The sequence below is a fragment of the Acidovorax sp. LjRoot74 genome, assembly GCF_964254355.1.
GTDB lineage: Bacteria > Pseudomonadota > Gammaproteobacteria > Burkholderiales > Burkholderiaceae_C > Acidovorax.
The window spans coordinates 5,070,699-5,089,663 of the sequence record NZ_CAXUTI020000001.1; the positions used below are offsets into that span (position 1 = coordinate 5,070,699).

At 67.5% G+C, this 18,965-nt stretch carries 20 protein-coding genes and 1 riboswitch; of the genes, 14 read left to right on the forward strand and 6 right to left on the reverse strand.

The genetic code is table 11. From position 1 onward, the window contains the following. Window positions 1–118: 118 nt before the first annotated feature. Complete coding sequence (locus ACSQ3O_RS24060) at window positions 119–778, reverse strand: hypothetical protein (protein ID WP_436140716.1); 660 nt, start codon at window positions 776–778, stop codon at window positions 119–121. Window positions 779–1,169: 391 nt separating this feature from the next. Here ACSQ3O_RS24060 and ACSQ3O_RS24065 point away from each other — a divergent pair, with 391 nt between their 5' ends. Both ACSQ3O_RS24065 and ACSQ3O_RS24070 read left to right on the forward strand, forming a co-directional pair. Beyond that, window positions 1,170–2,366, forward strand: coding sequence for a saccharopine dehydrogenase family protein (locus tag ACSQ3O_RS24065; protein ID WP_436140717.1), 1,197 nt, complete (start codon window positions 1,170–1,172; stop codon window positions 2,364–2,366). 106 nt (window positions 2,367–2,472) lie between these two features. Next, the gene (locus ACSQ3O_RS24070; RefSeq protein WP_436141170.1) at window positions 2,473–3,375 is read left to right on the forward strand and encodes an EamA family transporter; all 903 of its coding nucleotides are present in this window, start codon (window positions 2,473–2,475) and stop codon (window positions 3,373–3,375) included. Between the two features lie 15 nt (window positions 3,376–3,390). Here the strand turns inward: ACSQ3O_RS24070 and ACSQ3O_RS24075 are convergent, their stop codons facing one another. Further along, window positions 3,391–3,906 (reverse strand): Lrp/AsnC family transcriptional regulator, encoded by a 516-nt coding sequence (locus tag ACSQ3O_RS24075; protein WP_436140718.1) that lies wholly within the window; start codon window positions 3,904–3,906, stop codon window positions 3,391–3,393. Window positions 3,907–4,066: 160 nt separating this feature from the next. Here ACSQ3O_RS24075 and ACSQ3O_RS24080 point away from each other — a divergent pair, with 160 nt between their 5' ends. Together ACSQ3O_RS24080 and ACSQ3O_RS24085 are read left to right on the forward strand one after the other, a co-directional pair. Then, entirely contained in the window at window positions 4,067–5,083 is a 1,017-nt protein-coding gene (locus tag ACSQ3O_RS24080; RefSeq protein WP_436140719.1) for a 1-aminocyclopropane-1-carboxylate deaminase, read from the forward strand. A 124-nt stretch (window positions 5,084–5,207) separates the two neighbouring features. Then, window positions 5,208–6,206 carry a Bug family tripartite tricarboxylate transporter substrate binding protein gene (locus ACSQ3O_RS24085; RefSeq protein ID WP_436140720.1) on the forward strand — a complete coding sequence of 333 codons (999 nt, stop codon included), beginning with the start codon at window positions 5,208–5,210 and terminating at the stop codon, window positions 6,204–6,206. Window positions 6,207–6,240: 34 nt separating this feature from the next. Here the strand turns inward: ACSQ3O_RS24085 and ACSQ3O_RS24090 are convergent, their stop codons facing one another. Continuing rightward, window positions 6,241–8,181 carry an MFS transporter gene (locus ACSQ3O_RS24090; RefSeq protein ID WP_436140721.1) on the reverse strand — a complete coding sequence of 647 codons (1,941 nt, stop codon included), beginning with the start codon at window positions 8,179–8,181 and terminating at the stop codon, window positions 6,241–6,243. Between the two features lie 55 nt (window positions 8,182–8,236). After that, window positions 8,237–9,079: a hypothetical protein gene (locus ACSQ3O_RS24095; protein WP_436140722.1), complete on the reverse strand. Its 843-nt coding sequence runs from the start codon at window positions 9,077–9,079 to the stop codon at window positions 8,237–8,239. A gap of 153 nt (window positions 9,080–9,232) precedes the next feature. On the opposite strand from ACSQ3O_RS24095, the gene ACSQ3O_RS24100 reads away from it, so the two are divergent. From ACSQ3O_RS24100 to ACSQ3O_RS24140, 9 genes are all read left to right on the forward strand, one after another. Next, window positions 9,233–9,964, forward strand: coding sequence for a helix-turn-helix domain-containing protein (locus ACSQ3O_RS24100; RefSeq protein ID WP_108617193.1), 732 nt, complete (start codon window positions 9,233–9,235; stop codon window positions 9,962–9,964). Window positions 9,965–10,144: 180 nt separating this feature from the next. Further along, a complete protein-coding gene (locus ACSQ3O_RS24105) occupies window positions 10,145–10,537 on the forward strand; it encodes a hypothetical protein (protein ID WP_436140723.1) in 393 nt (130 codons plus the stop codon). A gap of 2 nt (window positions 10,538–10,539) precedes the next feature. Further along, the gene (locus ACSQ3O_RS24110; protein WP_436140724.1) at window positions 10,540–11,583 is read left to right on the forward strand and encodes an NAD-dependent epimerase/dehydratase family protein; all 1,044 of its coding nucleotides are present in this window, start codon (window positions 10,540–10,542) and stop codon (window positions 11,581–11,583) included. A 9-nt stretch (window positions 11,584–11,592) separates the two neighbouring features. Continuing rightward, on the forward strand, window positions 11,593–11,787 hold the full coding sequence (locus ACSQ3O_RS24115) for a helix-turn-helix transcriptional regulator (RefSeq protein ID WP_137747570.1): 195 nt from the start codon (window positions 11,593–11,595) through the stop codon (window positions 11,785–11,787). 128 nt (window positions 11,788–11,915) lie between these two features. Next, entirely contained in the window at window positions 11,916–12,773 is an 858-nt protein-coding gene (locus tag ACSQ3O_RS24120) for a TetR/AcrR family transcriptional regulator (RefSeq protein WP_137747569.1), read from the forward strand. Further along, window positions 12,770–13,345 carry a DUF2867 domain-containing protein gene (locus ACSQ3O_RS24125; RefSeq protein WP_436140725.1) on the forward strand — a complete coding sequence of 192 codons (576 nt, stop codon included), beginning with the start codon at window positions 12,770–12,772 and terminating at the stop codon, window positions 13,343–13,345. Before ACSQ3O_RS24120 ends, ACSQ3O_RS24125 begins: the two co-directional genes overlap by 4 nt. Further along, window positions 13,332–14,666, forward strand: coding sequence for an ABC1 kinase family protein (locus tag ACSQ3O_RS24130; protein ID WP_436140726.1), 1,335 nt, complete (start codon window positions 13,332–13,334; stop codon window positions 14,664–14,666). Before ACSQ3O_RS24125 ends, ACSQ3O_RS24130 begins: the two co-directional genes overlap by 14 nt. A 44-nt stretch (window positions 14,667–14,710) precedes the next feature. Next, a complete protein-coding gene (locus ACSQ3O_RS24135) occupies window positions 14,711–15,091 on the forward strand; it encodes a hypothetical protein (RefSeq protein WP_436140727.1) in 381 nt (126 codons plus the stop codon). Between the two features lie 159 nt (window positions 15,092–15,250). Continuing rightward, complete coding sequence (locus ACSQ3O_RS24140) at window positions 15,251–15,706, forward strand: YXWGXW repeat-containing protein (protein ID WP_137747565.1); 456 nt, start codon at window positions 15,251–15,253, stop codon at window positions 15,704–15,706. A 43-nt stretch (window positions 15,707–15,749) separates the two neighbouring features. Here ACSQ3O_RS24140 and ACSQ3O_RS24145 read toward each other — a convergent pair whose 3' ends face one another. Then, on the reverse strand, window positions 15,750–16,544 hold the full coding sequence (locus ACSQ3O_RS24145; protein ID WP_436140728.1) for a 2-keto-4-pentenoate hydratase: 795 nt from the start codon (window positions 16,542–16,544) through the stop codon (window positions 15,750–15,752). Between the two features lie 494 nt (window positions 16,545–17,038). Further along, a riboswitch (glycine riboswitch) is annotated at window positions 17,039–17,159 on the forward strand. Between the two features lie 91 nt (window positions 17,160–17,250). Here ACSQ3O_RS24145 and ACSQ3O_RS24150 point away from each other — a divergent pair. Continuing rightward, window positions 17,251–18,570: a D-amino acid dehydrogenase gene (locus ACSQ3O_RS24150; protein WP_291469071.1), complete on the forward strand. Its 1,320-nt coding sequence runs from the start codon at window positions 17,251–17,253 to the stop codon at window positions 18,568–18,570. 56 nt (window positions 18,571–18,626) lie between these two features. On the opposite strand, the gene ACSQ3O_RS24155 is transcribed toward ACSQ3O_RS24150, so the two are convergent. Beyond that, complete coding sequence (locus tag ACSQ3O_RS24155; protein ID WP_137747562.1) at window positions 18,627–18,965, reverse strand: c-type cytochrome; 339 nt, start codon at window positions 18,963–18,965, stop codon at window positions 18,627–18,629.

Genomic DNA, 18,965 nt, shown 5'->3' on the forward strand with positions numbered 1-18,965 from the left:
GTCCGGCTCATTGCGGTAGCTGAGCCCGGGGCGACTGCCCACCACGGTGCAACCCGCCAGGCATGCCGCCAAAAGCACCATACCCCCGACGTTGTGCCAGCCCCGCGCGCCCCTGCGCTCAATCATGGAAGAACGTCAGCATCACGGCATTGGTGCTGAGGTTGGTCACCACCACACGCACATCCGGGGCTTCGCCCGATACCCACTCGCACAGCAGCTCCCCGCCAGCCTGGGCGGGCTCGCACAGGGGTTCGTTCTTGGGGCCCTTGACGGACAACGCGATGTCCTGCATCCGGTCACTGGCGATCCCGAAGAAGGCCTTCTGCCCGGGTTTGTAGGACAGGAGAATGGGTTTGATGTCCCGCGCGCCCATGAGAACGGGCTGCACCTGCGGGCCGATCAGCGTGCCGCGGCTGCGGCGCGCCGCCGAGGCCTCGTCAATCAGCGCCAGCAGCTCCGGTTTGCCCTGGGCCAGCTTTTTGGCCTGGGCCAGCAGGCTGGCCGCATCCGTTTGGTCCACCACGCCCCCACGGTCCCCGTCCACGCGGGCCCGCGAAGGCTGCAGGCCGGAGGCGCGCTGCAGCCGGGCGGCTGTGAGCAGGGCCTGGGGATCGTTCTGGGCCAGACCATAGCGGCCCAGCTCCTGCCCCAGCCGCCACTGCTGCAGCATCAATGGAGTGACAGGCGCTGCAGTCTGTGCGGCCACTGGTGGCACCAGGCCACCCACCGCGATCGCCACCAGGGCGCCCGCAAGCAGGCGTTGGGGACGCAAGATCATGCAAAGGTTTCTCATCGCTCGGCTTCTCCAGAGTGAGTCAATCTGTCCAATCCAATCTACCGCCGCACATGCCGCCCACGGGTTCGGGCTTTTCCGCATGGCCTGGCTGGCCCGTTGCCGATGGTAGTTTGCCTCGGCTTCGGCCGCACAGAACTGTTCATCGCAATCCCATCGCCCATCGCCCGCAGGTTGAACATGGCCCACATGATCCGGCACGAAATCCTCGCCTCCCCGGCAAAGCCAGGGAGAACTGTCCAAAACCCTGCAGGGTATCGAATTTCTGTACTTTCGATACCTGCACTCATCGCCAAGTCTGCACTTGCGCGACACCGCGCCTTGCGCTAGGCGATCACAATGCGGGCCCGATCCTCCTCACCTGGCAACAAGCAACATGTCTCAGAAACCCTTTGACCTCGTCGTCCACGGCGCCACCGGCTTTACGGGCCGCCTGGTGGTCGAATACCTGCTGCAACGCTACCCCGCCGGCAGCGGCCTGCGCTGGGCCATGGGGGGGCGCAACGCCGAAAAGCTTGCCGCCGTGCGCGACGAACTGGGCGCCCCGGCCGACACCCCGCTGGTCGTGACCGATACCCACAACCCCGCCAGCCTGCAGGCGCTGATGGACGCCACGCGCCTAGTGCTGACCACCGTGGGCCCGTACCAGCTGTATGGCAACGAACTGGTGGCCGCCTGCGCCCAGGCCGGGGTGGACTATGTGGACCTGTGCGGCGAGCCCGCCTGGATGCGCCAGATGATCGATGCCCACGAAGCTGCGGCGAAGGCCAGCGGCGCGCGCATCGTGTTCTCGTGCGGGTTCGATTCGATCCCGTTCGACCTGGGCGTGTACCTGCTGCAAACCGAAATGAAGGCCCGCTTTGGCCACCCCGCCAGCCGCGTGCGTGGCCGGGTGCGCAAGATGAAGGGCACCTTCTCGGGCGGCACGGCTGCCAGCCTCAAGGCCACTATGGCCGCAGCCGCCACCAACCCCGGCGTGCTCGACCTGCTGAAGAACCCGTTTTCGCTCACGCCCGGGTTTGAAGGGCCGCGCCAGCCCTCGGGCAACAAGCCCATGGTGGACGAGGCCCTGGGCACCGTGGGTGGTGATGGCGTGTGGGTGGCGCCGTTCGTGATGGCCGCCATCAACACACGCAACGTGCACCGCTCCAACTTCCTGCTGCAGCACGCGTACGGCACTGACTTTGTGTACGACGAAATGCTCGTCACCGGCCCCGGCGAAAAGGGCGAGGCCATCGCCAATGCGGTGGCGGGTGACAAGTCGCTGGGTTCGGACAAAGGCCCCAAGCCTGGCGAAGGCCCATCGCGCGAAGAACGCGAAAACGGGTTCTACGACGTGCTGTTCCTGGGCACCGACGCCGCGGGCAACACCTTGCGCGTGGGCGTGAAGGGCGACCGCGACCCCGGCTACGGCTCCACCTCCAAGATGATCACCGAGGCCGCCGTGTGCCTGCTGCAGGATGCCAGCGGCACCCCAGGCGGCATCTGGACCACGGCACCGGCACTGGGCGCTCCACTGATCGCGCGGTTGCAGGCCAATGCGGGGCTGAGCTTCGCGGTCGAGCCCACCTGACTTTTCAAAGCCGCCCCCGGGTTTGTCCGTTTTCGTTCCAGGCCGGTCCTGAAACGCACGGCCACCTGCCCGGAGGCCGCTCACAATGCAGGGCATGAACACTGCTCTGCGCCCCCGCGACCTGGCCCTCGCCCTGCTTGTCATCGTTGTCTGGGGGCTGAACTTTGCCGTCATCAAGGTCGGGGTGGCCGATGTGCCGCCCCTGCTGCTGGGCGCGCTGCGCTACCTGCTGGCAGCCTTTCCGGCGCTGCTGTTCGTCAAGCCGCCCAAAGTACCGCTCAGGCTGTACCTGCTGTACGGCATGACCATGGCCGTGGGCCAGTTTGCGCTGCTGTTCACCGCCATCCACATCGGCATGCCGTCGGGCCTGGCCTCGCTGGTGCTGCAGGCGCAATCGTTCTTCACGCTGCTGCTGGCCGCCTGGTGGCTGCGCGAAAAATGGCAGGGCAACCAGGTCGCGGGCCTGGCGCTGGCGGGTGTCGGGCTGGTGCTGATTGGCAGCGCACATGGAGCCTCGATGCCGCTGGCGGGCTTTGCGCTGACCGTGGCGGCTGCTGCGCTGTGGGGCTGCGGCAATATCGTCACGCGCGCCGTGGGGCGCTATGGGCCGATGAACCAGTTTGCCTTCATCGTCTGGTCCAGCGTGGTGGCACCGCTGCCGTTTGTGGCGCTGTCCTTGTTGCTGGACGGGCCCGCCACGATGTGGGCAGCCTTGTCACACCTGTCGTTCCAATCCATGGCCGCTGTGGCCTACATCGCGTGGATTTCGACCCTGCTGGGCTTCGGGCTGTGGACGTACCTCATGTCGCGCTACCCCGTGAACCGCGTGGCGCCCTTCACGCTGCTCGTGCCCGTGGTGGGGCTGACCACAGGCTGGTGGGTGTTTGGCGAGCAGTTGCTGCCCGTGCACTTTGCGGGTGCCGGGCTCTTGATGGCGGGGCTGTTGGTCAACGTGTTTGGCGGCCCGGCCTGGGCGGCGGTGATGGGACGGCTGCGCGGGGCGCAGTGAACTCACCCACGGCGGCTACACCGCCATCGGCAGCTCGGTGGTGGACAGTACGTTGCGCAGCACCATGAACGAACGCACCTGGCGCACGCCCGGCAGATAGATCAGCTGCTCGGCATGCAGGCGGTTGAAGCTCTCGCTGTCGCGCGTGCGCACCAGCATGAAGTAGTCGAACTCGCCGGTGACCACATGGCACTCCATGCAGCCCGATATCTTGGCGGCGGCCTTTTCAAACTCGGCAAATGACTCGGGAGTGGAGCGGTCCAGCACCACACCAATCATCACCAGCATGCCCGCCCCCACGGCCTGGGGGTTGAGCAGCGCCACCACCTTGTCGATCAAGCCCAGGCGCTTGAGGCGCTCCACGCGGCGCAAGCAGGCGGGAGGACTCAGATGCACCTTCTCGGCCAGCGCAACGTTGGACAGCGACGCATCACGCTGCAACTGCCGCAGGATGGTTTTGTCGGTGCGGTCCAGCTCGGCTGAGACATCAGTCTGTGGCGCATTCTTGGCACGAACTTTTGTTGCGCACATAAATAATTTGAAGAAATATTTTTTGCTTTCATTTTCCTCCAGAAAACTAAAACACCGAAATTACAGCAATGTTTGCAACCACTTGATGCGCATGTTTTTCTACGATGAAGGCACTGCAAGCCTCCCGCTTGCGCCCCCTCTTCATCGACCGGAACACGCCATGAACCTGCAGAAATTTGCCCGCCACCCGCTCACCTTCGGCCCATCGCCCATCACCGCGCTGCCGCGCCTGTCGGCCCACCTGGGTGGCAAGGTGCACCTGTATGCCAAGCGCGAGGACTGCAACTCGGGCCTGGCCTTCGGCGGCAACAAGACACGCAAGCTCGAATACCTCATCCCCGAAGCCATCGCAGGCGGCTACGACACGCTGGTGTCCATCGGCGGCATCCAGTCCAACCAGACCCGCCAGGTGGCCGCCGTGGCTGCGCACCTGGGCATGAAGTGCGTGCTGGTGCAGGAGAACTGGGTCAACTACTCCGACGCGGTGTACGACCGCGTGGGCAACATCGAGATGAGCCGCATCATGGGCGCCGACGTGCGCCTGGACGCGGCGGGCTTCGACATCGGCATCCGCCCCAGCTGGGAGCAGGCCATGGACGATGTGAAGAAGGCGGGTGGCAAGCCCTTCCCCATTCCCGCAGGCTGCTCCGAGCACCCGTACGGCGGCCTGGGCTTTGTGGGCTTTGCCGAAGAGGTGCGCCAGCAGGAGAAAGAGCTGGGCTTCCAGTTCGACTACATCGTCGTGTGCTCGGTCACGGGCAGCACGCAGGCGGGCATGGTGGTGGGCTTTGCGGCCGACGGCCGGGCGCGCAAGGTGATCGGCATCGACGCATCCGCCAAGCCCGCGCAGACGCACGCGCAGATCCTGCGCATCGCGCAGGACACCGCCAAGCTCGTGGAGCTGGGCCAGGACATCACGGCCGAGGACGTGGTGCTGGACACCCGCTACGGCGGCCCCGAGTACGGCCTGCCCAGCGAGGGCACGCTCGAAGCCATCCGCCTTTGCGCGCGCCAGGAAGGCATGCTCACCGACCCGGTGTACGAAGGCAAGTCCATGCACGGAATGATCGACATGGTGCGCAAGGGTGAGTTCCCCGAAGGCTCCCGCGTGTTGTATGCGCACCTGGGAGGGGTGCCGGCGCTCAACGCCTACAGCTTTCTTTTTCGCAACGGCTGATGCGTCCAGCGAGCAGCAACGGCTGGCACAGCTGGCCGGGCTGTCGCTGATCTGAGCGCCTGTTCGAAGGGGCCCTGGCCACAAGGCGGGAGCCCGCCCGCTTTCCCGATTCCAAGGAGCCCCCATGAAGTGTTTGCAGCTTGCCAGACGTCGTAGCGTGATCCTCATGGCGGCAGCCGTCGCGGGGCTGGGACTCGGCGCGCAGGGGCTCGCGCATGCCCAAAGCTATCCCGCCAAGCCGGTCCAGATCGTCGTGCCCTTCCCGCCCGGGGGCGCCGTGGACATCGTGGGCCGCACCATCAGCAAGAAGCTGGGTGACCAGCTCGGCCAGCCCATCGTGGTGGAAAACAAGGCGGGTGCGGGCACCGTGGTGGGCGCGGCCTATGTGGCCAATGCGCCTGCCGATGGCTACACGCTGTTGATCAGCTCCGGCTCGACCTTCACCGTGAACCCTGCGTTGAACGCCAAGCTGCCCTACGACCCCATCAAAAGCTACGAACCCGTGGGCCTGGTTGCCCGTGTGCCGCTGATTCTGCTGGCCCACCGCGATGTGCCGGTGAACAACCTCCGGCAGCTGATCGCCGCCGTGCAGCGCACGCCCGACAAGTTCTCGTACGGCTCGTTCGGCAACGGCACCACAGGGCACTTTGCGGCCGAGCTGGCCTGGTCGGCGACCGGCATCAAGCTGATGCATGTGCCCTACCGGGGCAGCGCCCCTGCCATGGCCGACCTGATGGGCGGGCAGATCCCGTTCACCATCGACACCGTGGCGGCCGCCTTGCCGCAGCTCAAGGCAGGCAAGATCAAGGCCATTGCGGTCACGGGCGCCACGCGGGCCACGCAGCTGCCCGACGTGCCTACGGTGGCAGAAAGTGGCTTCCCCGGGTTCTCGGCCGATTCGTGGCTGGCCGTGGTCGCACCACGGGGCCTGCCCCCAGAGGCCAAGGCCAAGCTGCACAAGGCTCTGGCCGACACCCTGGCAGCCCCCGAGATCCGCAACAAGCTTATTGCCGCAGGGCTGGAGCCAGCGTATGCCAGCGGGGATGCCGTGCTCGCGCAGATCGAAGACGAGTTGCCACGCATGCGCGCCATTGCACAGCGCGCGCAGATCCGGGCGGACTGAGCCCTCCCGGGCCGGTTGCTCGCGCTCGCGGCCCTCAGGCCACCAGCAGCTTCTGCACCCGCTCGCGCAGCAGCGTGGGCTGCACCTCGGTCGGTGCCACGGCCGAGCCCACATTCAGCCCCACGCGGCTATAGAAGCCCCGGCGGAACGGCCGCACCATCGCGCCGCCTTTTTCAATGCGGCTGAAGTACGAGCCCCACAGGTTGGTCAGCGCCATGGGGATCACGGGCGCCTCGATGCCCTCGGCGCGGGCGCGCTCGATGATCTTCATGATGCCGCCCTTGAACTCCTGCAGCTGCCCGTCCTTGGTGATGCCGCCCTCGGGGAAGATGGCGAGCAGATCGCCCTCACGCAGCACCTGGGCTGCGCGCTCAAAGGCGGCTTCGTAGGTCTTCGGGTCTTCCTTGTAGGGCGCAATCGGGATGGCCTTGGCCAGGCGGAACAGCCAGCCCAGCACAGGCACGCGGAAGATGCGGTGGTCCATCACAAAGTAAATGGGGCGTGGGCTCGCGGCCATGAGCAGCACGGCATCCACAAAACTCACATGGTTGCAGGCCAGGATGGCCGCGCCCGCCGAAGGCAGATTCTCGTCGCCCTGCACCTTGAAGCGGTACACAAACCGCGACGACACCCAGGCCACAAAACGCAGCAGGTACTCAGGCACCAGCATGAAGATGTAGAACGCCACCACCGCATTGGCAATGCCGGTGAACAAAAAGATCTGCGGCACCGTGAAGCCCGCGCCCAGCAAGGCACCGGCAATGAGCGAGCTGCCGATCATGAACAGCGCGTTGAGGATGTTGTTGGCCGCGATGATGCGGGCGCGGTGCGTGGGCTGGCTGCGCATCTGGATCAGCGCGTACATGGGCACGCTGTACAGGCCCGCAAACAGGCTGAGCAGGGCCAGGTCCAGCATCACGCGCCAGTGGGCGCCCTGGGCCATGAAGGCGCCCAGGCCCATGATCTCGGACGCAGGCAGGCTGCGCGAGGCAAAGTACAGGTCGATGGAGAACACGCTCATGCCAATGGCGCCCAGCGGCACCAGCCCGATCTCGACATGGCGGCGCGACAGCACCTCGCACAGCAGCGAACCGATGCCGATGCCGATCGAGAACACCACCAGCAGCAGCGACGCCACCTGCTCGTTGCCATGCAGCACGTTCTTGGCGAGGCTGGGGAACTGGCTCAGAAACACCGCGCCAAAGAACCACATCCAGCTGATGCCCAGCAGCGAGCGGAACACCACGATGTTGCCGTGCGCCAGCTTGAGGTTGCGCCAGGTTTCGGTGAAGGGGTTCCAGTTGATGGTCAGGCCCGGGTCGGTGGCGGGCACCGAGGGGATGAAATGCGCCACCGCGCGCCCGACGAGTGCCGCCACCACGCAGGCCACCGCCACCGTGGTGTGGCCGATGCCGGGAATAGCCACCAGCAGCCCCCCCGCCACATTGCCCAGCAGGATGGCGACAAAGGTCCCCATCTCGACCATGCCGTTGCCGCCGGTGAGTTCGCGCTCGCTGAGCACCTGGGGCATGTAGGCAAACTTGACCGGGCCGAACAGCGTGGAGTGCACCCCCATGAGGAAGGTGCACAGCAGCAGGATGGGGATGTTGCCGCCGATGAAGCCCACGGCCGCCACCAGCATGATGGCGATCTCCATGTTCTTCACGAAGCGGATCATCTTCGTCTTGTCGTACTTGTCGGTGAGCTGGCCCGAGGTGGCCGAGAACAGCAGGAACGGCAGGATGAACAGCGCACCAATCACCAGCCCCGCCATCGCAGGCGGCAGCCAGTCCACACTGAGCTGGTAGGTCACCATCACGGTGAACGCAAACTTGAACAGGTTGTCGTTGGCCGCACCGGAGAACTGCGTCCAGAAGAACGGCGCAAACCGCCGCTGGCGCAGCAGGGCAAACTGGTTCGGGTCCTCGTGCGTGGGCGCTGGCGCCAGGCTGGTGGACGGGGTTTCGGGATGCATGCGTTTCTCCTCGTTTCCGATGGGTTGGCTTGTTGGAATTTTCCGCGCCCGCACTTCACACACGTGAACTGCGGGCGACACCCACGGCGTGGGCGCCATTCTGCACAAACAACGTGACCTGCGGCCCGCCCGGCGCCGTGGGGGAGTGCAGCGCCGCCAAGGCCGTCAGAACGGGCCAGGCTGCGCCTGCGGCAAACAGGTGCTTGAGGCTGTGGCCCGACACCGCCTGGTAGGTGGCGTCAAACACCGCGTGGTCCGCCGCCTCGAACAGCTTGGCCACGGCATACAAGCCAATGACCGCGCCCAGATGCACGGCCAGCGCGCCATCGCGCCGGGGCAGGCACGCCAGGGCCAGCACCACCAGCATGCCGCCCAGCTGCACCACGGCCCAGGGCATCAGATTGCCGGTGTGGGCCCACCAGCCCACGGCCAGCGTCCCGGCAACCAGCACCGTGCCAGCGGCGGCCCCACCGGCGCGTCCACTCACGCGGCTGGCCGCCGCCAGCCCCAGCAGGCCTGCAAACGGCAGCACCATGCCCAGCCGGTCCCACAGCAGGCCCGCGTCGCCGGGCTGTGCGTGGTACAGCATCGATCCTGCGGCCGTGCACAGCAGCCCCGCAAAAAACAGCCCGGCCAGCCACCGCGAGGCCACATCCAGGCCCACCGCCCGGCGCAACGCCACCAGCCCCCACACGCCCGCCAGGGCAAAGGGCAGATTGCTCAGCACATCGAGCGCACAGGGAATCCCCAGCCACGCACGCTGGTCGGCAAATGCATGCTGGTGCTCGCTGGCAGGCAGCACCGGGCCCCAGACGGCCAGGGCGAACAAGGCGGCGGCGCCCAGCAGCAGGCCTGTCTCGGCCCGGCGGAGAGGAGAAGCAGAAGAAAACAAGGACACGGCGGAAATCCTGCGGGGTTGGAATGCCGCGCAGTGTGGGCAGGCAATCGCATCCGGGCCCCATAAAAGTCGCACAAAGGGCTACCCAAGACACTTTGGGTATTGATAATTGATACCCAACGCCTGCCCCTGCCCACCACCACGCCCGCAGCCATGAGCACCACCGCCGACCTCGTTACCGCCCTGAAAAAAGAACTCAAGACCGCCCAGATGACCTACGCCGACCTGGCCCAGGCGCTGGGCATGGCCGAGTCCAGCGTCAAGCGCATGCTGGCCAAGGGCGACATGCCGCTGTCGCGCATCGACGCCATCTGCCGCGCGCTGGCGCTGGACTTTGCCGACCTGGCGCGGCGTGTGGCCGATGCGCAGCCGCTGCTCAAGGAGCTGAGTCAGGAGCAGGAAAAGGCCGTGGTGGGCGACAAGAAGCTGCTGCTGATGGCGATCTGCGTGCTCAGCCAGTGGACGCTGGAGCAGGTCGTGGCCACCTACCGGCTCACCGAGGCCGAGGGCATCAAGTACCTCGCGCAGCTCGACCGCATCGGCATCATCGAGCTGCGGCCGCTTAACCGCTACCGCCTCAAGCTGGCCAAGACCTTCCGCTGGCGCCCGCACGGCCCGGTGATGAACTACTTTCGCGAGCACGCGCTGCTCGACTACTTTGCGGGTGGCTTTGACGGCATGGGCGAAGGCGTGCTGCTGGTGCACGGCAACATCAGCCGCAGCCTGGCCCCCGCCTTCATGGAGCGCATGCAGCGCGTGGCCCAGGACTTCGCCCAGCAGCACTTGGCCGACCAGAAGCTGCCCGAACGCGAGCGCGAGGGCTACACGCTGCTTTTGGCCATGCGCAGCTGGGAGTTCGAGGCGTTCTCCAGCATGCGCAGATAGCCAAATGCTCACTTATTGATAGCATAAACCGCTTTACCAATGCGCGGAGAAGGCAAAAAAGTCTTGAACATTGGCCTCTCCAACTTGCAGCTCTCCTCCAAAAAGTAAAAGAAACTTGACATCGTCAGATCTCTCGGGCGAAAATTTTGTCAAGCAAACTTTACTTTCAGGACGGTGCGCATGAACGAACTTCCTTCTCCCGTAGAGCAGATCAGCTACCTGGCCAAGGTGCTGGCGGGGCTGCTGGTGATCATTCTGCTGGGCTTGGCCAGCCTGGAGCTGGCGCATCTGCCGGGCGCCTCCGGGCGTTGGGCGGCGGGGTTGCTGGCGGGGGCATGTGCGCTGCTGGCATGGCTCGGGTGGCGCAGATACCGGCGGCTTGATGAGCTGCAGCGGCAGATGCATGGCCGGGCCTGCCAATGGGCGGTGGGGCTGGTGCTGGCCAGTTTGCTCGTGGTGTCGGCGCTGCAGGCCCTGGGCCTGGCGCCGTCGGTGCATCCGCTGGCAGTCGCTGCGGGGCTGGTCGCCGCGTGGGGCCTGGGGCTGTGCATCACCCACCACCGGGTGAGCTGAGCATGGCGCGCGTTGCCGTGACCGGCGCAGCCGGGTATCTCGCATCGTGGGTAGTGAAGCTGCTGCTCGAACAAGGCCATACCGTGCACGGCACGGTGCGCAGCCTGCAGGACGGCCGCAAGCTGGCGCACCTGCAGCGGCTGTCGGCGGAGCATCCCGGCCGGCTCGTGCTCTTCGAGGCCGATCTGTTGAAGGCCCAGGGGTTCGACGCGGCCTTGGAAGGCTGTAGCGCCGTGGTGCACACCGCGTCGCCCTACCGGCTGGGCACCTCGGCCGACCCAGAGCGCGAGCTGATCGCCCCCGCCGTGGAGGGCACGCGCCATGTGCTGGAGGCCGTCAACCGCACGGCCAGCGTGCAGCGCGTGGTCGTCACCAGCAGCATCGTGGCGATGTACGGGGACAGCGTCGAGCTGCAGGCCCGGCCCGGACAAGCGCTGGCCGAAACAGACGTGAACCGCACGTCCACCGCGCAGAGCAATGCCTACGCGCTGTCCAAGACCCGCGCCGAGGCGCTGGCGTGGGACATGCAAGGACGGCAGCAGCGCTGGTCAATGGTGAGCGTGCACCCGGGCGCCATCTTCGGGCCATCGCTGTCGCAGCGCGACGATGCCACCAGCGTGCAGCTGCTGCGCCAGTTTTTGGACGGCTCCTTCCGCCAGGGCGTGCCAGAGCTGTGGCTGGGCACGGTGGACGTGCGCGACGTCGCCCAGGCCCACGTCAGTGCCGCGCTGCTGCCGGGCGCTTCGGGCCGCTACATCGTCGTGGGCGAGAGCCTGCGCCTGCTGGAAATCGCACAGCGCCTGCGCCAGAGCCACCCCGCCCGCAGCGCCAGGCTGCCCACCAAGGAAGTGCCCAAGTGGCTGATGTGGCTCATCGCGCCCGCAGCTGGCATGGCACGCCGGTATGTGCGCCACAACGTCGGGCACCCGATGCAGTTCGACACCACGCGCAGCCGCACCGAACTCGGGGTGGCGTACAGGCCCGCCCTCGACACGCTCGGCGAGCATGTGGAGCAGCTCGTGGCCGACGGCCTGGCACCCGCGTAAGGCCGCACCATGCGCAACCACCTCAAAGCCCTGCGGCAGGACCGCGGCATGACCCAGCAGGCGCTGGCCGATGCACTGGGCGTGAGCCGCCAGACGGTGCACTCCATCGAAGCGGGCAAGTACGACCCCAGTCTGCCCCTGGCCTTCAAGATCGCCCAGGTGCTGCAGCGGTCCATCGAACAGATCTTCGTGCCCGAGGACTGAGCCCAGCCCCCCTCGCATGCCGCGTGCGGCGCAGTGGGCGCACGCCGGGCCTGCACGCACCAGTTGACGCAACAAAAGAAATTTACTATTCTTTAAATAACAAATTTTGTTAATTTAAAGATAGTTAAATGAAAACCACCCGCCAGCAACAAGACGCCACGCGCCGCCAGATCGTGGCCAGCGCGGTGGACCTCATGACCCGCCAAGGCTTCGATGGCACGACGATGAAGGACATCGCGCGCGCTGCAGGCATTGGCGATGCGACGATCTACAAATACTTCCCCACCAAAGACCGCATCGTGGTCGGCTACCTGGACGACACCGTCCAACAGGCGCTGGCCGACACGCTGAAGACCCCGGGGTTTGGCGGCTACAGCCTGCAGGAAAAGCTGCAGCGCCTGACCGACGCGGTGCTGGAGCGCCTGCTGGCCGACCGCGAATTTGTGGCCCAGGTGCGCAGCCTGGCGCGGCGCTCGCCGCTGTCGATGCTGGCCGAACCCCTGGCGGCGCGCCAGGGCCTGCGCGACGCGGTGGCCGGTTTTCTGGAAGCCGCCGAGGCCAGCGGCGAGATCGAGCCCTGCGACTTCAAGGGCCTGGCGGGCAGCCTCTACACCGACTACCTCGCGGGCGTGGTGAGCTATTGGCTGGCCGACACCTCCGACGAATTCGCCGACACCACGCAGCTGGTGGACCTGTCGCTCGGTGTGCTGGTGCAGGCGCTGCGCGTGGGCCTGGTCAACCGCGTGGCGCAGCTGGGCGGCTTTGTGCTGCGCAGCCAGATGGCGCGCATGGCCCAGCACGGCAGCGGCCTGCTGGGCATGCTGCAACTGGCGCGGCAGACGCTGGGCAGTGCCCCGCCACACGCATCCCCCGCCCAGCGCAGCCCTGAGCCCCCGGCGGCGCCACCACGCCGCGCCAAACGCGCACCCAGCGCCCCGGCCGCAACGAAGCCCGCCACGCCCCGCAAGAAGAAGAGCGCCCCATGACCCCGCCCACTGCCACCGCCGCCCCCACCACCGTGCGCGCCACCCAGGTGCCGCCCGGCACGGCCATCCACGCCACCCTGCCCGGGGCCGATTTTTTTGACGCCTACGAAGTGGCCGACCGGCACCCCGCGCGCTCGGCCCTGCAGTCGTGGCTGGACGTGGCGGCCCGCACCCCGGCATGGACGCGCGCCCTCATGTTCGTGCGCAACAAGGCCGTGCGCCTGGTGGGCCTGAAAGACCTGGGCCAGCTGCACGACGGCCACCCGCCCGCCAGTGGCCGCCCGCTGCGCGACGCCCGCAGCTACCGCGTGGGCGACCGTGTCGGCATCTTCCGCATCCGCCACCTGAGCGACACCGAGGTGGTGATGGGCCAGGACGACAAGCACCTGGACGTGCAGGTGTCCATCTGCAAACAGCCCGCCGCCCCCGGCGCCGCGCCCCGGGTGGTGCTGAGCACGGTGGTGCACATCCACAACACGCTGGGCCATGCGTACATGGCGGTGATCACGCCCATCCACCGCGTGATTGAACGCGGCACGGCACAGCGCCTGGCAGAACATGGCCAAGGCTGAGGCCCCGCGCACCGGCAAGCTGGCCCGCAGCGCCATCACCGGGCTGGCAGCGGCGCGCATCGGCATGGCCGAACTGGGGCATCGCACGCGCAAGCGCTCCGCCCAGGCACAGGCCGAGCACGAGGCCGCGCTGGGCCGCATCCTGTTTGGCGCACTGGGGCAGCTGCGGGGCTCGGCGCTCAAGGTGTCGCAGCTGCTCAGCATGCACCCGCAGCTGCTGCCTGAGGGCGTGCGGCGCGAGCTGGCGCGCGCCCACCACCAGGCCCCGCCGCTCAACCGCGCGCTGGTGGGCCGCGTGTTCCGCCAGGCCTTCGGGCAGGAGCCCGAGGCGCTGTTCGACCATTTCGAGCCCACCGCGTTTGCCGCCGCCAGCCTGGGCCAGGTGCACCGCGCGCAGCTCGCAGGCCACGGCACGGTGGCCGTCAAGGTGCAGTACCCCGGCATCGCCGCCACCATTGCCAACGACATGCAGCTCATGCGCACCGCGCTGCGCGCCCTGGCCCACACCGACCTGCCCCTGCCCACCGACGCGGTGATGGACAGCGTAATGACCGAGATCGAGGCCACCCTGCTGCGCGAGGTGGACTACCTGCAAGAGGCCGAACAGCTGCAATGGTTTGCCCAGCACGCCGCGCAGCCGGGGGTGGTGATGGCCCGGCCCATCCTGTCGCACACCCGCGCCCAGGTGCTCACGCAGCAGTTTGTGCCCGGCCAGCCGCTGCAGGCCTGGCTGGCCACCCAGCCCACGCAGGCGCAGCGCGACCAGGCCGGGCAGCACCTGTGGGACTGGTTCATGCACTGCATCTTTGTGCTGGGCCGGGTGCATGCCGACCCGCACCCGGGCAACTTTCTGTTTGCGCCCGATGGCACGGTGGGCGTGCTGGACTTTGGCTGCACGCGCAGCCTGTCCACCGGGTTTCGCGCGCAGGTCACGCAGGCCTGGTCGGCACTGCTACGGCCAGCGGACGACCCAGAGCTCCATGCGCTGGTGCTGCAGGCCTACCAGGCCCTGGGCCTGGCCGGGGCCGATGTGAGCCTGCCCACCTACCGCACCGACCTGGCCCCGGCCCTGGCCGTGATGCAGGCCTGGCAGATTGAGCCATTCACACAAGCCGTGTTCGACTTTGGCACCAAGACCCCACCGCCGCTGACGCCCCCCGCAGACCAGCGCATGCTGGGCCGCCACCTGCAGCAGGTGCCCAGTGAGATGCCCGCGTTCGAGCGCATGTGGATGGGCCTGATGCACCTGCTCACGCAGCTGGGCGCACGGGTGCACACCCGGGGAGCACATTGGCTCACACCCACCGGCGCCAACCCTTGACCGCCCCCTTCACGAACAAGATAGACACCGGGAGGAGAAAAAACATGAATACATCGCTGGTCCTTGCCGCCCTGGGCCTGGCCCTGGTGGGCGCCGCCCATTCCGTGCTCGGAGAAATCCTGGTGTTCCGCTCGCTGCGCCTGCGTGGCGTGGTGCCCACGGGCGGCCAGCCCGTGCTGCGCGAGGGGCATGTTCGCATCCTCTGGGGCAGCTGGCACCTGGTGACAGTGCTGGGCTGGGCTTTCAGCGCGCTGCTGTGGCGCCTGGGCACGGTGCCTGTGGACGCGGGCCTGGGCGCCTGGGTGGCCGATGTGGCGGCGGGCGCCACGCTGGCCTGCGGGCTGCTGGTGTTCTTTGCCACCGAGGGGCGCCACCCCGCCTGGGTGGCGCTGATGCTGCTGGCCGTGGTGATCTGGTGGCGATGAGCCCCACCGCGAGCGTGAAAAAAATCACACTCCTCCTATGCGCCTCCGCCCCAGGAAACACAACTTCACAACACTTCGCAATTCGACTACACCGGCTTGACGCAGAGCCCGCAGCATGAAGGCTCCGGTTCCGACAGGAATCATTTTGAGGAGTTCACCATGGCCCGCAATGCACTCGCCGCTGTATCCATCGCCCTGCTGACGCTGGGTGCCGCCACGGCGGCGCACGCGCAGCACACCAGCGCCACCGTTGTCATCGGCACGGACGCGCCCCGCTACCACGGCCCTGCGCCAGTGGTGGTGCAGTACCAGGCGCCCCCGCCCCCCCGCTACGAAGCCGCGCCCCACCCACGCCGGGGCATGGTCTGGGTGCCTGGCCACTGGGAGTGGCGCGGCCACCGCCATGTCTGGCTACAAGGCCACTGGGTGAAGGCCCGCCCGGGCTATCACTACCGCGAGCCGCGCTGGGTGGAACATGGCGGCCGCTGGAATATGCAGCCCGGCGGCTGGGACCGCGACGGTGACGGTGTTCCCAACCGCCACGACCGTGACCGCGATGGCGATGGCGTGTCCAACCGCCACGACCGCAGCCCCGACAACCCGTATCGCCGCTGACGGGCAGGCACCGGGCCGAGGGCTGTGCTGACCGGCAGGCAGGTCAGTCAAACACCAGCTCTGCCCGGCCCAGGCCCGGGAAGTCCGCCACCACCCGGGTGCCCGGCGCCACCAGCACAGTGCCGGTGCACGAGCCCGTCGTCACCCACTGGCCCGCGCGCAGCCCGCCCAGGCTGTGCGCGCCTTCGTTGGCCAGCCAGGCCAGCAGCAGCAGCGGGTCGCCCGCCGGGTTGCCCCAGCGGGTGTGCTGCACGGCCACCGACTCGTTCACCCACAGATCCACACCCTGCGCCAGCGGCTGCACCGCCGCCACATCGGCCGTGCCTGTGCCCACCACCAGGGCGCCATGGCAGGCCTGGTCGGCCAGGCGGCTCCATTCGCCCTGTCGGGCCCAGGCGGCAAAACGCGTGTCGCACACTTCGATGGCGGCCCGCACCGACACCAGGGCCGCGCGCACCTCAGCTGCGCTGTAGGGCGTTGCGCGCGGGAGCAGGTCGGTGCCCAGTTCGTAGACCAGTTCCGCCTCCACCCCCAGCACCGCAAAACCGGCGGCGGGCAGGTGGACTGCGGCCTCCCCGGCGTGCGGGGTCTGCGCCACCCACACCGAATCGCGGGTGAGCGCCGCGCGCGCGGGCAGCGCATCGGGCGATGCCGCGCCCACCTTCCAGCCCGCGACTTCGCCGCGCTCGCGCACCACTGCGTCCTGCACGGCATAAGCCTGGGCGGCGTTCTGCGGGCGCAGTGCCGTGGGCAGGTCGAACGGGCGGGGCGTGCGCCCCTGGCGGGCCATGGTGAGCACGGCGGCACTGGTCTGTGGATCAAAGGCGGTATCGGGCATGGGGCGGCTCCAGGGTCAGGGATGTTGGCAAATTATGGCTACCGGCCACCGGGCCCTAAGAACGTGTTTACGATCTTTGCAGGGCCGCGCAAGTACCTTGCCGGGATGGGATGCAAGGCGCGGTGCGCAGTGGATAGCCCGGCTATCCACCAGCGCCGCAACGCCGCAGACGGCCCGGCAAGGCACTTGCCCGAAGGGTTGGGGCGAAATCGGGCGATTGGAAGCCTCGACTGCTTGCATGGGCACGAGCCCATGCGGCGCATCCGAAGCATCCACTCATCCCGATTGCGCCCCAACGCGGCCCCGAAAAGATCGTAAACACGTTCTAAGGCGCCAGCATCAGCAACGATTGCGGTCCATTAGCGCGCAGAAGCCGTTTTCTGCGCGCCGGGCGCTCCTAGAATGGCCCCCGCAGGAGAGCACGGCGGCAACGCCCGCTGTGCACCGAAGGCGCAAACTCCCATACACGCTCAGGTCCCGTACTGCACCATTTTTCAAAGCCGTCTGGAGAGCCGCCACCACCTGTCCGCAGCGTGGTGGCGCACCGAAGGAGCAAACCGCAGCCCGGGTGGGATGGCGGTGAATCTCTCAGGTACCAAGGACAGGGGGAGCGGCAGCCTGGCGGATATGCGCCAGCTGCTTGCTATTGATTTAGTAGCTGCTACCGCACACCCATCAGGCGCAGACCCCTTAAAAGGCTTCAAAAATGCGCGTGATCGTTCTCGGCGCCGGCTTGCTCGGCGTGACTTCGGCTTATTTCCTTTCGCAACTGGGTCACGAGGTGACCGTCATCGACCGCCAGGGCACGCCCGGCGCCGAGACCAGCTTTGCCAACGGCGGCCAGATCTCGGTGAGCCACGCCGAGCCCTGGGCCAATCCCAGTGCGCCGCTCAAGGTGCTGCAGTGGCTGGGCAAAGAGGACGCGCCATTGCTGTTTCGCCTGCGCGCCGACATGCGGCAGTGGCTGTGGGGCCTGTCCTTCCTGCGCAACTGCACGCCAGCGCGCACGCGCCATAACATCGAGCAGATCGTGCGCCTGGGCACCTACAGCCGCGACACGCTGCAGCAGCTGCGCGCGGCCACCGGCCTCCAGTACGACCAGCGCACGCAGGGCATCCTGCACTTCTATACCGATCAAAAAGAATTTGACGGCGCCCTGGCCCCTGCCGAGCAGATGCGCGCGCTGGGCTGCGAGCGCCAGGTCATCAGCGCCGACGAGGCCGTGCGCATCGAGCCTGCCCTGGCCCATATCCGCCCGCAGCTGGCCGGCGCCACGTTCACGGCCGAAGATGAATCCGGCGACGCCAACCAGTTCACGCGCGAGTTGGCCAAGCTGTGCGAGGCGGCGGGCGTGCGGTTCCGCATGGGCCACCACATCACCGCCTTGCGCGAGGCAGGTGGCCGCATCGACCATGTGGAAGTGACCAACGCCGAAGGCCGCTTCGAGCGTGTGCGCGGCGATGCGTTTGTGCTGGCCATGGGCTCGTTCAGCCCGCTGCTGGCGCAGCCGCTGGGCATCCAGCTGCCCATCTACCCGGCCAAGGGCTACTCGGTGACCATGCCGGTGAAGGACGCGTCCAAGGCGCACCAGGTGAGCCTGACGGACGATGAGTTCAAGCTCGTGTTCTCTCGCTACACCAGCGAACGCGGCGGCGACCGCCTGCGCATTGCGGGCACGGCGGAGCTGAACGGCTATGACCGCCACCTGAACCAGGTGCGCTGCGAGGCCATCGTGCGGCGTGTGGAGCAGCTCTTCCCCGGCGCAGGCGACACCACCCAGGCGCAGTTCTGGAGCGGCCTGCGCCCTGCCACGCCCAGCAATGTGCCACTGATCGGCAAGACGAAGGTGGGCAACCTGTTCCTCAACACCGGCCACGGCACGCTGGGCTGGACGCACGCCTGCGGCTCGGGCAAGGCGCTGGCCGACATCGTGAGCGGCCGGGTGCCCGAGGTGGACTTTGCGTTCCAGGGCTTGCAGGGGCGCGCAGCCGGGGCGGCGCTGGTGCCGTCGCGCACGGCGGCCTGAAGCTGCATGCGGTTGCAGCGAGGCAGCGCTGCTGCAACCGCTGCGAAAGGCTGCGCCTACTTGGCCGCGCCCGTGGCATGCGCCACGAACTGAGCCACAGCCTGCATGTCCTTCTCGCTCATGCGCTCGGCATAGGACGGCATCACGCCGATGCCCGCCTTGAGCGCGCGCAGCACGCGGCCTGCGTCGGGTTTCAGCTCGTCCAGCACCGGGCCCACCTGGCCCTCGGCACCGGCGGCCTGCAGTGTGTGACACACGGCGCAGGCAGGCTGGATCTTGGTGAACAGCTCCTTGCCGCGTGCCAGTTCGGCGGGGTCGGCAGCCCCAGCCGCCGCACAGGCGCCAGCGGCCCACGCCGCCACGGCAAGGCGGCGTGCTCGGTTCAATCTACCCAT

Excerpts from the sequence above, each read along its gene's own strand:
- ACSQ3O_RS24060 (WP_436140716.1), bottom strand. The coding sequence starts at position 778 with ATGATCTTGCGTCCCCAACGCCTGCTTGCGGGCGCCCTGGTGGCGATC.
- ACSQ3O_RS24065 (WP_436140717.1), top strand. The coding sequence starts at position 1,170 with ATGTCTCAGAAACCCTTTGACCTCGTCGTCCACGGCGCCACCGGCTTT.
- ACSQ3O_RS24075 (WP_436140718.1), bottom strand. The coding sequence starts at position 3,906 with ATGTGCGCAACAAAAGTTCGTGCCAAGAATGCGCCACAGACTGATGTC.
- ACSQ3O_RS24080 (WP_436140719.1), top strand. The coding sequence starts at position 4,067 with ATGAACCTGCAGAAATTTGCCCGCCACCCGCTCACCTTCGGCCCATCG.
- ACSQ3O_RS24085 (WP_436140720.1), top strand. The coding sequence starts at position 5,208 with ATGAAGTGTTTGCAGCTTGCCAGACGTCGTAGCGTGATCCTCATGGCG.
- ACSQ3O_RS24090 (WP_436140721.1), bottom strand. The coding sequence starts at position 8,181 with ATGCATCCCGAAACCCCGTCCACCAGCCTGGCGCCAGCGCCCACGCAC.
- ACSQ3O_RS24100 (WP_108617193.1), top strand. The coding sequence starts at position 9,233 with ATGAGCACCACCGCCGACCTCGTTACCGCCCTGAAAAAAGAACTCAAG.
- ACSQ3O_RS24105 (WP_436140723.1), top strand. The coding sequence starts at position 10,145 with ATGAACGAACTTCCTTCTCCCGTAGAGCAGATCAGCTACCTGGCCAAG.
- ACSQ3O_RS24110 (WP_436140724.1), top strand. The coding sequence starts at position 10,540 with ATGGCGCGCGTTGCCGTGACCGGCGCAGCCGGGTATCTCGCATCGTGG.
- ACSQ3O_RS24115 (WP_137747570.1), top strand. The coding sequence starts at position 11,593 with ATGCGCAACCACCTCAAAGCCCTGCGGCAGGACCGCGGCATGACCCAG.
- ACSQ3O_RS24120 (WP_137747569.1), top strand. The coding sequence starts at position 11,916 with ATGAAAACCACCCGCCAGCAACAAGACGCCACGCGCCGCCAGATCGTG.
- ACSQ3O_RS24125 (WP_436140725.1), top strand. The coding sequence starts at position 12,770 with ATGACCCCGCCCACTGCCACCGCCGCCCCCACCACCGTGCGCGCCACC.
- ACSQ3O_RS24130 (WP_436140726.1), top strand. The coding sequence starts at position 13,332 with ATGGCCAAGGCTGAGGCCCCGCGCACCGGCAAGCTGGCCCGCAGCGCC.
- ACSQ3O_RS24135 (WP_436140727.1), top strand. The coding sequence starts at position 14,711 with ATGAATACATCGCTGGTCCTTGCCGCCCTGGGCCTGGCCCTGGTGGGC.
- ACSQ3O_RS24140 (WP_137747565.1), top strand. The coding sequence starts at position 15,251 with ATGGCCCGCAATGCACTCGCCGCTGTATCCATCGCCCTGCTGACGCTG.
- ACSQ3O_RS24145 (WP_436140728.1), bottom strand. The coding sequence starts at position 16,544 with ATGCCCGATACCGCCTTTGATCCACAGACCAGTGCCGCCGTGCTCACC.
- ACSQ3O_RS24150 (WP_291469071.1), top strand. The coding sequence starts at position 17,251 with ATGCGCGTGATCGTTCTCGGCGCCGGCTTGCTCGGCGTGACTTCGGCT.
- ACSQ3O_RS24155 (WP_137747562.1), bottom strand. The coding sequence starts at position 18,965 with ATGGGTAGATTGAACCGAGCACGCCGCCTTGCCGTGGCGGCGTGGGCC.